Consider the following 14,209-nt stretch of genomic DNA (forward strand, 5'->3'; position numbering starts at 1 on the left):
TGTATTCCGTAGAATACGTTTTTGCCTCATCGTTCAGTTTTCAAAGTTCGTCCGCGCCTGTTTTGGCGACTCAATTAGAATACCAAGTCTGAAACAAGAAGTCAACAACTTTTTTAAAATTGTTTTTTACTTGTTTGCCGTAAGCGCTCGTCCTCTTGAGGACATGAATTAATATATCACGATAGTTAGACAGACGCAACTACTTTATTAAAATAATTTATAGTTTTTTAAAACATATAAAAACCGCAGACAAGAGTGGCTGCGGTTTACTTCATCATTAATGAGACGCGTCTTCTTTTCGCTTCGCTTATATAGAAGAAATACAGCGATTCCGCTAACTTCATTTGTGCTTCTAAGTCACCGTAATCGTCGTAACTGATTTCTAGAAGATGACGTTTCATTAAATAATCTTCTTTTGCTTTTGCTAATTCTTCTAACAAACGCTGATCGTACTCATTGCGAATTTTTTTTCGAAACCAACTCATAGTTCGCGGCGTCCCTCCATTGCACGAGATAAAGTTACTTCATCCGCGTATTCAAGATCTCCCCCTACTGGAAGACCATGGGCAATCCGCGTAATCCGAATACCTGTTGGTTTTAAAAGACGCGATAGATACATCGCCGTCGCTTCCCCTTCAATATTCGGATTGGTTGCAAGAATGATTTCCGTGATCTCTTCATCCGCTTGAAGACGTGTCAAAAGACTCGAGACATTGATATCTTCTGGACCGATCCCTTCCATTGGACTGATCGCCCCATGTAAGACGTGATACAATCCTTGATAATCTCGCATCTTTTCCATCGCAATGACATCTCTTGAATCTTGAACGACGCAGACGATTGTACGATTTCGGTGCTTATCTGTACATACATAACAAGGATCTTGATCCGTGATATTCCCGCAAACACTACAATAGGCAATATCACGCTTCGCACTGACTAAAGCCTTACCGAACATCAAGACATCGTCTTCTTCCATATCCAGGACATGAAATGCTAGACGCACTGCTGTCTTCGGACCAATCCCCGGTAGTTTCGTAAAACTTTCGATCAAACGACTAATCGCTTCAGGATATTGCAAGTGGTTTCCTCCTACGAATTAAAACATTCCCGGCAGATTCATACCTTGTGTGAATTTCCCCATTTTACTTGATACGAGTTCATCGACCTTCTTCAAAGCATCATTTGTTGCAGCTAAGACGAGATCTTGAATCATTTCAACATCATCTGGATCGACGACTTCTTCTTTAATGATGACATCTACGATATTTTTATGACCATCTGCAACGACTGAGACCATTTCTCCGCCTGCTGTACCTGTTACTGTTAAATCTTTTAGCTCTTCTTGTGCTTTTGCCATATCCTTTTGCATCTTTTGCATCTGTTTCATCATATTGTTCATGTTTCCCATTCCGCGCATCTGTATTCCTCCTCGAATTTAATCTTCGAACTCTACGATATCACCAAAACGACCAAGCGTCTCGGACAATAACTGATCGCTCTCCGATTCTTGTTTTGTTTCCTTCTCTTCTATACTACTACTATTTCGCTTAGCAACAAACTCTGCTTTCAGTTCATGCCAATCCTTCGAAAGAATCGCTAAAATTTCACGTTTGACGCCGCATACTTCATACAACGCTTCTTCAATGACGAAACGAGTTCGTTCATTCGTCATGACCTGTTCAAAGTGCCATCCCTTCCCATCATCAAATTCAATCAGCAACGTATCCGCTGAACAAAGAACAGGTTTACTCTCATGGAGTAATGAATAGATTGGTCCATCCTCTTTTAGGATCCACTTCAAGATGTGATCCCACCGTTCTTGAATTTCACGCAATTGGGCTTTCTCTGCCCGTCCTAACATTTGACGAATGCGCTCTTTCGCAATCCGTACAGTTGGTCGCCCTTGTTTCCGCTTCGGTTGCGCTTGCGGCGTTGTTGCTTCTTGAGCTGGAACACCGTTCGACTTCCATTGATGCATTTGTTCTTTCATCTCACGGACTTCTTGTTGCAACGATTGAACGATTTGTCCCGTCGTTCGACCTTGTTCTGCAATCTGAATGAAGGCAATCTCAACGAGGACTCGGGGGTGATTCGTTAATCGCATCTGTTGCTGGCAGTCATGCAACTGATCAATGATCGTAAAGCATGTCTCCGCTTCAATCGATTCGACGAATTGTTTGAACTCATCCGTCGGGCGAGCACGCTCTAGTAAATCAACAGCTGTAGGAGATGCTTTTAATAACAGCGTATCTCGGTAAAAGAAGACGAGATCCTCTACGAATCGCTTCAAGTCCTTTCCCGCTCGTTGCATCGTCTCAAGCGTCTGTAACAACTGGTCGACTTGATGTTCATGCAAGGCACGGGCAATGTTTAGTAATGCTTCATCTTCTACCGCACCTGTTACTTCAAGAACAGCTGCATCGTTTAGATCACCGTTTGAAAAAGCGACTGCTTGATCGAGTAGACTCAGTGCATCACGCATGCCGCCATCCGCTGCCCGAGCAATCAACCGTAAGGCCGTATCCGAATAATCGATCGATTGGTCTTTTAAGATATATTGCATCCGCTCTACGAGTTGATCGACTTCATGTCGCTTCACATCGAAGCGTTGGCAACGTGAGATGATCGTCGCCGGAATTTTATGCGGTTCGGTCGTTGCTAAGATGAAGATCGCGTGTGCCGGTGGTTCTTCTAGTGTTTTGAGTAATGCATTAAAGGCACCTGTCGACAACATGTGCACTTCATCAATGATGTAGACTTTATAGGCTGCTTCTGAAGGGGGATATTTGACTTTATCCCGAATTTCCCGAATCTCATCTACGCCGTTATTGGAAGCCGCATCGATTTCGAAGACATCCGGACTTGATCCTTCTGTAATCGCAAGACACGTTGGGCACGTATTACACGGTTCTTTGACCGGAGCATGCTCGCAGTTGATCGCTTTAGCGATGATTTTGGCAAGACTCGTCTTTCCTGTTCCACGAGGACCCGAAAATAGATAGGCGTGGGACATCCGTCCCTCCATCAATGCATTTTGGATCGTGCGGGTGATATGCGCTTGTCCAACGACCTCATCGAATCGTTGCGGACGGTACACGCGGTATAGTGCTTGATAGGCCAAGTTTGCGCCTCCTCTTTTTAAGTTCCTCATTCTATTTTACCTAAAAAAGTCTACAACCGAAACCGGCTGTAGACTTGTCTTTAAAAATTAAACTGCCGCGCACCATATTCTGAAATATGTTCAACATGCGTTACTCACGCAGCCTGCTCAGTCCAAGCACCCCTGCAACACACAGAGAGCACCACTTAAGGCTGCTTCCTTCCGGACCTGACCTGGTTCATGGGTATCTGTTGCGCAGGACTCAAACGTCAACGCTACTTACGTGAGGCAGACCACACCAATCATATCCCTCGACATGGAATTCAGTCTCGCTATAGCGGATTGCGAGTGACAGGGAACCGCTACATCCCCACCTAGCACGGCAAATGGTTTATCGATTTTTAGTGGCACCTTGTTTCAGTGCTTTTTCATTATACTGTTTCATCTGGTGTGATGCAACCCATTGCCCGCTTTCGTGCTTTCTTTTTCGCACGTAGTTCCCGAAAGAACGTCGTCAACATTTCACCACACTCTTTTTCTAATATACCGCTTGTCAGTTGCGAGACGTGATTGAACCGATCGTCTTGCACTAGATTCATCAACGTTCCGCAACATCCACCCTTCGGATCAACAGCACCAAAAATAACATGTTCGATCCGCGATAACATGATGGCCCCTGCACACATCGGACACGGTTCGAGAGTCACGTACAACTCACATCCTTCAAGTCGCCAGTTTCCGAGCTTTCGACATGCTTCTTCAATTGCGATCAACTCGGCATGTGCCGTCGCCTGTTGATCCGTTTCCCGGTGATTGTAACCAGTCGCGATGACTTCATCGTTTTTGATGATGACACATCCAATTGGAACTTCTCCAATCTTTTCTGCCTTTTTTGCCTCTTCGATTGCAAGACGCATGTAGTGTTCCTGTCGTTCCATCGATGATACTCCTCACTCTAAAAAAATTCTCCTTTTGAAACTTCAGCAAGTCGTACTTCTTTGTGCTAAAATATAAATTGCACTTTGCTGAACGGAGGGTCATTGTATATGTTCATAACGGTTGAAGGACCGATTGGTGTAGGCAAAACATCACTTGCGAACGCCATCAGTCACCATTTCTCTTTTTCTATGTTACGCGAAATCGTCGAAGAAAATCCCTTTCTTGGAAAGTTCTATGAAGATATCGAAGAATGGAGCTTCCAGACGGAAATGTTCTTCTTGTGCAATCGCTTCAAACAACTCGATGATATCGAACGTCATTACCTCAGTAAACAACGCTCTGTCGTTGCTGATTACCATATCTTTAAGAACTTGATCTTTGCACACCGCTCTCTCAAGGTAGAGCATCTCGAGAAGTACCAACAAATCTATTCGATCCTGACGACGGACATGCCAAAACCGGATGCTGTCATCTACTTGAACGCAAGCATCGACACCTTGATGAAACGTGTTGCGCTGCGCGGACGAGAAATCGAAGAAAATATGTCACGTGCTTATCTCGAACAATTGGCAGAGGATTACGAGACATTCGTCACGGAATATCAAGCTAAACATCCGGAAGTCAAAATCATCCGTTTCGATGGGGATGCACTCGACTTCGTCAAGCGACCGGAAGATCTCGAGTACGTCTTGACGACAATCCGGAACGAATTATATGAAGGAGCGAACCACGCATGAACTTGAAGCTACGCGAAAAATACAACATCCCGGCAGATGCCGTCATTACGATCGGCGGTATGGTTGGGATCGGTAAATCAACGATCACAAACGGATTAGCAGATGCCCTTGGTTTCCGGACGTCACTCGAAAAAGTCGATACGAATCCTTACTTGGATAAATTTTATCATGATTTCGAGCGCTGGAGCTTCCATCTCCAAATCTATTTCCTAGCTGAACGCTTCAAGGAGCAAAAGCGGATTTTCCAATACGGTGGCGGTTTCATCCAAGATCGTTCAATCTATGAAGATACAGGAATCTTCGCCAAGATGCATTTCGAAAAAGGAACGATGTCTCCAACGGACTATGAAACATATTCAAGTTTGTTTGACGCAATGGTCATGACACCATTCTTCCCACATCCGGATCTCTTAATCTATCTCGAAGGTTCGTTCGAGCAAGTTCTTGAACGAATTCGTCTTCGCGGACGTGAGATGGAGCAACAGACTCCAATCGAATATTGGGAAGAGATGTACGAACGCTATACGAACTGGATCAATAACTTCACGATCTGCCCGGTACTCCGTTTGTCGATCGATGAATACGATCTACTAAACGAGCCAGAATCCATCGACCGGATTCTTGCGAAGATTGAAAAACAACTCGAAGTTGCTCGCATTGCCAATACACGCTAACTGATCAGATCTGCCTCTTAGGTGGATCTTTTTTTGCACAAAAAAAAGGAGACGCGTCTCGCATCTCCCTCCTATTAACCAATCACTTGATTGATTTGTTTCATATGGTGTAAATCATGTTGAGTCATCGCTCCGAGGAACTGACCAATCGTCAACTCTTTGTCTTTAATGACGACTTTATCTTGCAGGCGATCTTCTGGAATCAATTCGACGGCACGACGCAATAAGTCACGGCTGACTAAAAACTCATCAATCGTCAAGATCCGCTGCTGCTCACGACTCATCTTCGCTGCTTCATCATTAACAGCTTGGCTATCCGGTGCGATGCGGAATGGTTCACCCGCGAGCAAATACGGGATACGTTCTGCGACCATGAACCGATCCCATGGTGATAAGTGACCAATGATTTCAGCAACCGTCCACTTATCTTCCGCATACGATGTCCGCCATGCTTCTTCCGAAATCTGTTCTAAATCTTTTACATATGTCATCGTCATCGCATAATGCGAAAGCAACGATTCTTTTGTTTGTTCGTTCATTTCGTCCACCTCTTCTTCGTTTTTCACGTAGGCAACCATAGCATGCACGAAGAAATTGATGCAACAAAAAAGCACCTCACAATGGAGATGCTTTATAAAAAGCGGAGTCGGTGGGATTCGAACCCACGCGAGCCTTGCGACCCCTAACGGATTTCGAGTCCGTCCCCTTCAGCCGGACTTGGGTACGACTCCATGATTATTGTTATTTTTGGGTAAAAAAAAAGAAGTGGAGGAGGCGGTGGGATTCGAACCCACGCACGGCTTTCGCCGCCTGACGGTTTTCAAGACCGTTCTCTTAAACCACTTGAGTACGCCTCCAAGCTATAAAACATGCATGTCGTTGTCAAAAAATAAAAATGGAGGAGGCGGTGGGATTCGAACCCACGCACGGCTTTCGCCGCCTGACGGTTTTCAAGACCGTTCTCTTAAACCACTTGAGTACGCCTCCGTACTTCTCATAACACTGTTATGATTCGGTTGTTTTCCTGACATTAATTATGATAGCATCTGGCTTTTACCGTGTAAAGCCCTTTTCTAAAAAAACTTTTTTAAAAGTAAAAAGGGGGGATCGCCCCCTTTTTAACTTAAGGTTGAATCACTTCAAGACCACCCATGTATGGACGAAGCACTTCTGGAATAACAACTGATCCATCCGCTTGCTGGTAGTTCTCTAAGATCGCAGCAACTGTCCGACCGACTGCAAGAGCAGAACCGTTTAATGTATGAACGAACTCTGGCTTCGCGTTCGCTTCGCGGCGGAAACGAATTTGCGCCCGGCGTGCTTGGAAATCTTCAAAGTTTGAACAAGAAGAGATTTCACGGTAAACGCCTTGGCTTGGCATCCAAACTTCGATATCGTATTTCTTCGCAGCTGTAAATCCGAGATCGGCTGTACACATGCTCAATACTTGGTACGGAAGCTTCAGCTTTTTCAAGACTGTTTCTGCTTGCCCTGTTAACAATTCAAGTTGCTCGTAAGACTCTTCTGGTTTAACGAAACGAACGAGCTCAACTTTATTGAATTGATGCTGGCGAATCAATCCACGTGTATCGCGTCCAGCAGAACCGGCTTCTGAACGGAAACATTGGCTGTATGCTGCATAGCCGATTGGTAACTGATCTGCCGTTAAGATTTCTTCACGATGCATGTTCGTAACAGGAACTTCTGCAGTTGGTACGAGGAAGTAGTTCGTTTCTTCAATCTTAAACGCATCCTCTTCGAACTTCGGCAGTTGACCTGTTCCTGTCATTGAATCGCGGTTGACCATGAGTGGTGGCAAGATTTCTGTGTATCCGTGCTGATCTTGGTGAAGATCCATCATGAAGTTGATCAATGCCCGCTCAAGACGTGCACCGGCACCACGATAAAAGACGAAGCGGCTACCCGTGACTTTTCCGGCACGCTCGACATCGACAATTTTCAATTGCTCCATCAAGTCCCAATGTGGAACTGCTTCGAAGTCAAACGCTGGTTTGTCACCGACTTCACGTAAGACGACATTGTCATCTTCAGAAGAACCGACGGGTACGCTGTCATGTGGAATATTCGGGATACCAAGGAGAAGCTGATTTAATGTCGCTTCAACGTCACGTAACTCTTCATCAAGTGTCTTGATCTCATCCCCGACACTGCGCATCGCGACGATTGCTTCATCTGCATTTTCTTTATTGCGTTTGAGTTCAGCGATTTTTTTCGTCGCTTCATTTCGTTCTGCTTTCAAGACTTCCGTCCGCGCAATTAACTCTCGGCGTTTTTCATCGAGCGCGAGGAAACGGTTCATGTCCGTTAAGTCCTCTCCTCGGTGCGCTAACTTTTCTTGAATGGCGTCAAAATCTTGGCGTAATCGTTTAATATCAATCATTTGTAATTCCTCCTTTATGTCATAAAAAAAGGCGACTCGTCTCTTTCCGGTATTTCTACCGAAAAGGGACGAATCACCTGGATCCGCGTTGCCACCCTCATTGCTAGACACATCTAGCCAACTTAAGACGCGATAACGGGCGTACCCGCACCTTGTTCGCAAGGTGTGCGATCCGGCTCGATTCAATCCATCGATCTGACTAGTTCACACCACCCACTAGCTCTCTTAACAGTATCGATACATCTACTTGGTCCGTTCATAGCATCTTTATGAGATTAGCTTTACTTTACACCATCGCCTTGGAGATTGACAAGAGCCGATTGTTGAATCGCTTGCTCAATCCGTTTCGACCAAGCTGTCCAGGCACGTACGAGACGTGTCGGTACACTTGCGAGTTGAACGGCAGTTGCACTATACAAATTCACGTGCGGTGTCTCAAATCCTGGTAGATAGACACCGTCATCCGCGACTTGCACCGTTCCGACAACTTCTTGTTTTGTTACAGGAGCTGTCGTTTTCGAGAATTCGAAACGTGGTTCACGTGTCGTCGTTTGCTTCGGTACCGTGACGTACAACGAGCCATCAGTGACGACATCTAATTTTCGAACGGTTGCGCCTTTAATCGGAAGGACGTCTTTGATGCGTTCGCCTTTTCCATAATACGTCAATGGCTCAAACGTCGCAAAACCATAGTCGAGTAGCTTTTTCGTTTCCTTGAAACGGGCTTGATCGGAATCCGTTCGCATGACGACTGTGACCAGTGTCATATTATCTCGCGTCGTCACACTCGCAAAGCAGTACCCCGCTAAATCTGTCATTCCTGTCTTCATTCCTCGCATACCATCGTAAGAAAACTTCTTCTTCGAAAGCATCTTATTCGAATTATTTAAGACCTCTCCATTAAGTCTCATTTTTGTTTTACTCGTTACATCCAGTACATCCGGGTAATCTTTAATATAGCGGATGATGAGTAATGCAATATCTGTCGCCGTCATTAAATTTGTTCCAGGAAGTGTCGCATCGACTGCATCAAGACCAGACGCATTTGCATATTCTGTATCGTTCATACCAAATTGTTTCGCTGCCTCATTCATTTTTTCAACGAACGTCGCCTCCGAACCGGCTACGGTCTCGGCCAACATGACGGCTGCATCATTTGCAGATTGAATGAACGCCGCGTTATACATTTCGCGAACCGTATACGCTTTTCTTTTAACTGGTACACGAGTGATACCAGACGTTTTTGCTAGTTTCAAGACTTTCTCGCTAGGTGTAATTTTTTGATCCCACGTCAGTTTTTTTAGTTCGATTTGTCGTCGGACGAGGTAAAGCGTCATCAGCTTCGTCATCGAAGCCGGTGGTAGAGAAACATCCGCTTCCGATTGAAGGAGGATTTTCCCTGTGACCGCATCGGCCATTATGTAAGACTCTGCTTGAATCGAAGGTGCCGCTTGTCCCGTTGTAGGAAAACCTACGACTAGTAGGATACTTAAACAGAGTAGCAAGATTCGTTTCATCGTGTCTCTCCTTCACTCAATCATTCATTTTACAAATAGTGTAGCACAAAAGAAGCACCTGACAGTAGAACCTGTCAGATGCTTCCACGCTTTACGAACGGATCGATTGACGCTGTTTAATTTTTTGTAAAAAATAGCGATGTAGTCGATTGTCCTCTGTTAATTCCGGATGAAACGAACACGCCAGGTGAAGCGATGTCTCAACGGCAACAATCTGTTCTTCAACCGTTGCGATGATACGTGTTCCTTCGCCGACAGATAGAATCAAAGGTGCCCGAATGAAGACTGCCTCAATCGGCTCTTCAATCCCCTCAACTGGCAATAGTCCTTCAAACGAGTCGATTTGCCGACCAAAAGCGTTACGACGGACCGTCATTGAAATCGCATTAAGGTGACTTTGCCCTGCTTCAACGACGGTTGCGAGTAAAATCATTCCAGCACATGTCCCGAACATCGGTAACGATGTCGCTCGTTCCCGAAGCGGTTCAAGTAACTCATAGCGTTCGATGAGTCGACGCATTGCTGTCGATTCGCCTCCCGGTAAGACGAGTCCATCGAGTCCGTCAAGATCGCTCACTTGTTTAACGAGAACGACATCGACACCAAGACCTTCAAGCTGCTGTTGATGTTCGCGGACAGCACCTTGAACATCCAGAATACCGATTACCATCCGCGTGTCGCCATCCGTTCCTCAAACGGCATCGATGTGACATCGATTCCCTTCATCGCTGTTCCAAGCCCTTTTGATAAAGAGGCAATCCGTTCAAAATCATCTTTATAGGTGACAGCCTCGACGATCGCGCGAGCGACACGTTCCGGATGCTCCGATTTAAAGATTCCCGATCCGACGAAGACGCCATCTGCTCCAAGATGCATCATCAAGGCAGCATCTGCCGGTGTTGCGACCCCGCCTGCTGCAAAATTAACGACCGGTAAACGTCCCTGCGTCCGAATATCGCGTAATACTTCGTACGGAGCACCCCATTCTTTCGCAAATGTCATCAATTCATCAGAACTGACATGCAAAATCTGCTTCAATTGCGCTTGAATTTGTCGCATATGGCGAACGGCTTCGACGACGTTTCCGGTTCCTGGCTCACCTTTCGTCCGAATCATCGCAGCTCCTTCGGCAATACGACGGGCAGCTTCCCCAAGATCACGTGCGCCACAAACGAACGGCACCGTAAACTCTGACTTCAATAAATGGTATTGCTCATCTGCCGGTGTCAGGACCTCACTCTCATCAATGAAATCAACCCCCATTGATTCGAGAACACGCGCTTCGACGATATGACCGATCCGGCATTTCGCCATGACTGGGATCGAGACCGCTCCAAGTACCTCTTCCGTAATCAATGGATCTGCCATTCGCGCGACACCCCCGTCGCGACGAATATCAGACGGCACACGTTCGAGCGCCATGACTGCAACAGCACCTGCTGCTTCCGCAATCTTCGCTTGCTCCGCATTGACGACATCCATGATGACGCCACCCTTTTGCATTTCAGCCATTCCACGTTTGACACGATCCGTTCCTTGTTGACGTTCCATATCCATTCCCCCTTGGTTGACTTTCACCCCTTTAGTATACGGAACGTTGACACTTTTAAAAGTATCAGTTTATGATGATTTCAACAGGTCAGATTATTATAAAGGAGTATACAAGATGGATATGCTATCGTTTCAACTTACACGCGATCAAGAGAAACCACTTTATGAACAACTTTATCAACAGATCCGAAATGAAATCATCGCTGGTCGTTTAGCGTACGGCACGAAATTACCATCTAAACGAAAACTCGGTCAATTTTTGAACTTAAGTCAAACGACAATTGAACTTGCCTATCAGCAACTCGTCGCAGAAGGGTATGTCGAATCCATCTCACGTAAAGGGTACTTCGTGCTCGCCTATGAAGAACTTGCCTACGTCAAAACCTCACCCGTCATCCAACCGCGCGTGATTACGGAAAGACCAGTCATCACATATGATTTTCATCCAAGTAAGATTGAAGGGATCTCTTTCCCGTTCGCGCGTTGGCGAAAGTATGCAAAAGACATCATCGATACCGATCACCACCCCCTTGTCTCACTCGGTCATCCGCAAGGCGATCTAGCGCTACGCGAAGAGATTGCAACCTATCTCTATCATTCACGTGGTGTCGTCTGTTCTCCAGAACAGATCGTTGTTGGTTCTGGGGTTGAGCAACTCTTACCGCTTGTCCTCTTCTTATTAGGGCGAAATGTCACGTACGGCATCGAGGATCCCGGTTATCATACGACACGTCTCTTACTCGAAAATCATGAGCGGATGATTGAGCCGATTCGTGTTGATGCAAATGGCTTACGGATCGATCAATTACAGGAATCAAACGTTGATGTCATGTACGTCACACCGGCGCATCAATTTCCATCCGGCAGTATCTTGTCCGTCAACCGAAGACACCAGTTATTGAACTGGGCGGCGATGGATCCGACCCGATTTATCATTGAAGACGATTACGATAGCGAATTCCGCTACAGTGGTAAATCGATTCCGTCTCTGCATAACATGGACAGTAACCGTGTCATTTACATGAGTACATTCTCAAAATCCCTCATGCCTTCGCTACGGATTGGTTATATGGTCTTACCAGAAGTCTTACGTGCACGGTATCAAACAGAATTATCACATTATACATGTAGTGTCTCGCGCTTTGATCAAACGATTTTAACGCGTTTCATGAAAGAAGGTGATTTTGAACGACATCTCAATCGGATGCGTAAAGTCTATCGAAGAAAACTGGATGTCCTCATTCAATCCCTTCGTCGGATTCCCGCCTTACGACTGACCGGGGAAAGTGCCGGACTCCACGTCGTCGTATCCGTCGCGAACGGAATGACAGAGCAAGAGCTCGTACAGCGAGCACAACAACAAGGGATTCAAGTTTACGGTCTCTCTCAATATGCGCAACTCCCTCTACTCTCCAATACACCTCAAATCGTCCTTGGATTTGCGAGTCTATCGGAGCAAGAATTAACTGCTGGATTACGATTATTGATGGATGCGTGGGACTTACGTATATCATCATGAGAAAAGCCTCGTCTTTCTACTGGAGAAAGACGAGGCTTTTACTTATTGACGTGTATAGTTAGATGCTTCTTTTGTAATTTGGATGTCGTGTGGGTGGCTTTCTTGCAACCCAGCACCTGTCATACGGATGAACTGTGTTTCTTCACGTAACTCTTCTAACGTTGCAGCACCACAGTAGCCCATACCTGAACGAATTCCGCCAACGAGTTGGTAGACAGAATCACCGAGTTTACCACGGTAAGCGACACGTCCTTCGATGCCTTCTGGAACGAACTTCTTGTCTGCTTCTTGGAAGTAACGATCTTGGCTACCACGTTTCATCGATGCTTCAGACCCCATGCCGCGATACGTCTTGAATTGACGTCCTTGGTAGATTTCCATCTCACCTGGACTCTCTTCTACCCCTGCAAGTAAGCTTCCGAGCATGACTGCATGTCCACCGGCAGCGAGTGCTTTCACGATATCGCCAGAGTACTTGATACCACCATCAGCGATGATCGAGACACCATGTTTCCGTGCTTCTGTCGCGCAATCGAAGACAGCCGTAATCTGTGGTACACCAACGCCTGCAACAACACGTGTCGTACAGATCGAACCTGGTCCAATACCGACCTTGATGACTGATGCACCTGCTTCAATCAAATCGCGTGTCGCTTCTGCTGTTGCAACGTTACCCGCAATGATTGGTAAATTTGGATATTCTTCACGTAATTCACGTACCTTGACGAGTACACCTTCTGAATGACCGTGAGCCGTATCAACGACGAGTGCATCAACACCTGCATCGACTAGGAACTTCGCACGTGTCGAAGCGTCTTTTGTCACACCAACAGCTGCTGCAACGAGTAAACGACCGAACTGATCTTTCGCAGCATGTGGATACTGTTCGACTTTTTCGATATCTTTTGTTGTGATTAATCCTTTTAGTACACCGTTCTCATCAACGAGTGGTAACTTTTCGATGCGATGTTTGTGGAGAATCTGTTCTGCTTCAACGAGGGACGTACCAACTTTTGCTGTTACGAGTTCTTCCGTCGTCATTACCGTTTCAATGACAGTCGAGTAATCCTTGACGAAACGGAGATCACGGTTTGTCAAAATCCCTACTAGTTTGCGCTCTGTTTCATTATTAACAATCGGAACACCTGAGATGCGATACTTACTCATTAAGTACTCTGCATCGTAGACTTGACGCTCAGGCGTCAAATAGAACGGATTCGTGATAACACCATTTTCAGAACGTTTGACGCGATCGACATGTTCTGCTTGTTCTTCCATTGACATGTTCTTATGAATGACACCAAGACCACCTTGGCGCGCCATAGCGATTGCCATTGGTGCTTCCGTGACGGTATCCATACCAGCACTGATCAACGGGATATTAAGTGTAATCCCTTCGCATAGCGTAACAGATAAATCAACGTCGCGCGGTAAGACGCTCGAACGACGGGGTACGAGTAAGACGTCATCAAACGTCAAACCCTCTTTAGCAAATTTGTTCTCCCACATGTTATCCACTCGCTTTCTCTTTTATAAAAGAATATTGATGTTATGGTAACAAGCAGAGGGTGTCATGTCAATGACTCGACCAATAATCAGAACAGTCTGAAGTTTCACATAACACAAAAAGACCGACCTGCAATCTGCAGATCGGTCAAGTGCCTGGCAACGTCCTATCCTCACAGGGGGAAGCCCCCAACTACTTTCGGCGTTCAAGTGCTTAACTTCCGTGTTCGGCATGGGAACGGGTGTGACCACTTGGCTATCG

General features: G+C 45.9%; 14 protein-coding genes, 3 tRNA genes, 1 rRNA gene, 1 other RNA gene and 1 other annotated feature. Of the genes, 3 read left to right on the forward strand and 16 right to left on the reverse strand.

Annotated elements, in window-relative coordinates; all coding sequences use genetic code 11:
* Positions 1 to 266 precede the first annotated feature (266 nt).
* The 6 genes from ADM98_RS00440 to tadA form a co-directional block, all read right to left on the reverse strand.
* Positions 267 to 485, reverse strand: coding sequence for a YaaL family protein (locus tag ADM98_RS00440; protein ID WP_053451761.1), 219 nt, complete (start codon positions 483 to 485; stop codon positions 267 to 269).
* Positions 482 to 1,081, reverse strand: coding sequence for a recombination mediator RecR (recR, locus tag ADM98_RS00445; RefSeq protein ID WP_053451762.1), 600 nt, complete (start codon positions 1,079 to 1,081; stop codon positions 482 to 484). The genes ADM98_RS00440 and recR overlap by 4 nt, the downstream gene beginning before the upstream one ends.
* Positions 1,082 to 1,099: 18 nt before the next feature.
* Positions 1,100 to 1,420 (reverse strand): YbaB/EbfC family nucleoid-associated protein, encoded by a 321-nt coding sequence (locus tag ADM98_RS00450; RefSeq protein ID WP_029343040.1) that lies wholly within the window; start codon positions 1,418 to 1,420, stop codon positions 1,100 to 1,102.
* Between the two features lie 18 nt (positions 1,421 to 1,438).
* Complete coding sequence (gene dnaX / locus ADM98_RS00455) at positions 1,439 to 3,124, reverse strand: DNA polymerase III subunit gamma/tau (protein ID WP_053451763.1); 1,686 nt, start codon at positions 3,122 to 3,124, stop codon at positions 1,439 to 1,441.
* A 95-nt stretch (positions 3,125 to 3,219) separates the two neighbouring features.
* An RNA gene (ffs, locus tag ADM98_RS17050) (signal recognition particle sRNA large type) lies at positions 3,220 to 3,486 on the reverse strand.
* Positions 3,487 to 3,534: 48 nt separating this feature from the next.
* Positions 3,535 to 4,041 (reverse strand): tRNA adenosine(34) deaminase TadA, encoded by a 507-nt coding sequence (gene tadA, locus ADM98_RS00460; protein ID WP_053451764.1) that lies wholly within the window; start codon positions 4,039 to 4,041, stop codon positions 3,535 to 3,537.
* Between the two features lie 108 nt (positions 4,042 to 4,149).
* Here tadA and ADM98_RS00465 point away from each other — a divergent pair, with 108 nt between their 5' ends.
* Together ADM98_RS00465 and ADM98_RS00470 are read left to right on the forward strand one after the other, a co-directional pair.
* Complete coding sequence (locus ADM98_RS00465; RefSeq protein ID WP_053451765.1) at positions 4,150 to 4,779, forward strand: deoxynucleoside kinase; 630 nt, start codon at positions 4,150 to 4,152, stop codon at positions 4,777 to 4,779.
* Positions 4,776 to 5,453 (forward strand): deoxynucleoside kinase, encoded by a 678-nt coding sequence (locus tag ADM98_RS00470; protein ID WP_023469877.1) that lies wholly within the window; start codon positions 4,776 to 4,778, stop codon positions 5,451 to 5,453. Before ADM98_RS00465 ends, ADM98_RS00470 begins: the two co-directional genes overlap by 4 nt.
* A gap of 74 nt (positions 5,454 to 5,527) precedes the next feature.
* On the opposite strand, the gene ADM98_RS00475 is transcribed toward ADM98_RS00470, so the two are convergent.
* From ADM98_RS00475 to pdxS, 8 genes are all read right to left on the reverse strand, one after another.
* Positions 5,528 to 5,992, reverse strand: coding sequence for a DinB family protein (locus ADM98_RS00475; RefSeq protein ID WP_053451766.1), 465 nt, complete (start codon positions 5,990 to 5,992; stop codon positions 5,528 to 5,530).
* A gap of 102 nt (positions 5,993 to 6,094) precedes the next feature.
* Positions 6,095 to 6,184: transfer RNA gene (locus tag ADM98_RS00480), tRNA-Ser, on the reverse strand.
* A gap of 35 nt (positions 6,185 to 6,219) precedes the next feature.
* Positions 6,220 to 6,310: transfer RNA gene (locus ADM98_RS00485), tRNA-Ser, on the reverse strand.
* Positions 6,311 to 6,349: 39 nt separating this feature from the next.
* Positions 6,350 to 6,440: transfer RNA gene (locus ADM98_RS00490), tRNA-Ser, on the reverse strand.
* A 136-nt stretch (positions 6,441 to 6,576) separates the two neighbouring features.
* The gene (gene serS / locus ADM98_RS00495; RefSeq protein WP_053451767.1) at positions 6,577 to 7,854 is read right to left on the reverse strand and encodes a serine--tRNA ligase; all 1,278 of its coding nucleotides are present in this window, start codon (positions 7,852 to 7,854) and stop codon (positions 6,577 to 6,579) included.
* 61 nt (positions 7,855 to 7,915) lie between these two features.
* Positions 7,916 to 8,123, reverse strand: a binding site (T-box leader).
* A gap of 12 nt (positions 8,124 to 8,135) precedes the next feature.
* Positions 8,136 to 9,371, reverse strand: a complete 1,236-nt coding sequence (locus ADM98_RS00500) for a D-alanyl-D-alanine carboxypeptidase family protein (protein ID WP_053451768.1) — start codon at positions 9,369 to 9,371, stop codon at positions 8,136 to 8,138.
* Between the two features lie 91 nt (positions 9,372 to 9,462).
* Positions 9,463 to 10,041 carry a pyridoxal 5'-phosphate synthase glutaminase subunit PdxT gene (gene pdxT / locus ADM98_RS00505; RefSeq protein ID WP_053451769.1) on the reverse strand — a complete coding sequence of 193 codons (579 nt, stop codon included), beginning with the start codon at positions 10,039 to 10,041 and terminating at the stop codon, positions 9,463 to 9,465.
* Positions 10,035 to 10,922 (reverse strand): pyridoxal 5'-phosphate synthase lyase subunit PdxS, encoded by an 888-nt coding sequence (gene pdxS, locus ADM98_RS00510; RefSeq protein ID WP_053451770.1) that lies wholly within the window; start codon positions 10,920 to 10,922, stop codon positions 10,035 to 10,037. The genes pdxT and pdxS overlap by 7 nt, the downstream gene beginning before the upstream one ends.
* A gap of 115 nt (positions 10,923 to 11,037) precedes the next feature.
* Here pdxS and pdxR point away from each other — a divergent pair, with 115 nt between their 5' ends.
* Positions 11,038 to 12,441: a MocR-like pyridoxine biosynthesis transcription factor PdxR gene (gene pdxR / locus ADM98_RS00515; RefSeq protein WP_053451771.1), complete on the forward strand. Its 1,404-nt coding sequence runs from the start codon at positions 11,038 to 11,040 to the stop codon at positions 12,439 to 12,441.
* Between the two features lie 42 nt (positions 12,442 to 12,483).
* On the opposite strand, the gene guaB is transcribed toward pdxR, so the two are convergent.
* Together guaB and rrf are read right to left on the reverse strand one after the other, a co-directional pair.
* The gene (gene guaB / locus ADM98_RS00520; protein WP_053451772.1) at positions 12,484 to 13,950 is read right to left on the reverse strand and encodes an IMP dehydrogenase; all 1,467 of its coding nucleotides are present in this window, start codon (positions 13,948 to 13,950) and stop codon (positions 12,484 to 12,486) included.
* A gap of 151 nt (positions 13,951 to 14,101) precedes the next feature.
* Positions 14,102 to 14,209, reverse strand: a 5S ribosomal RNA gene (rrf, locus tag ADM98_RS00525); the annotation flags it as partial.

The sequence above is a fragment of the Exiguobacterium sp. BMC-KP genome (assembly GCF_001275385.1).
Lineage (GTDB): Bacteria > Bacillota > Bacilli > Exiguobacteriales > Exiguobacteriaceae > Exiguobacterium_A.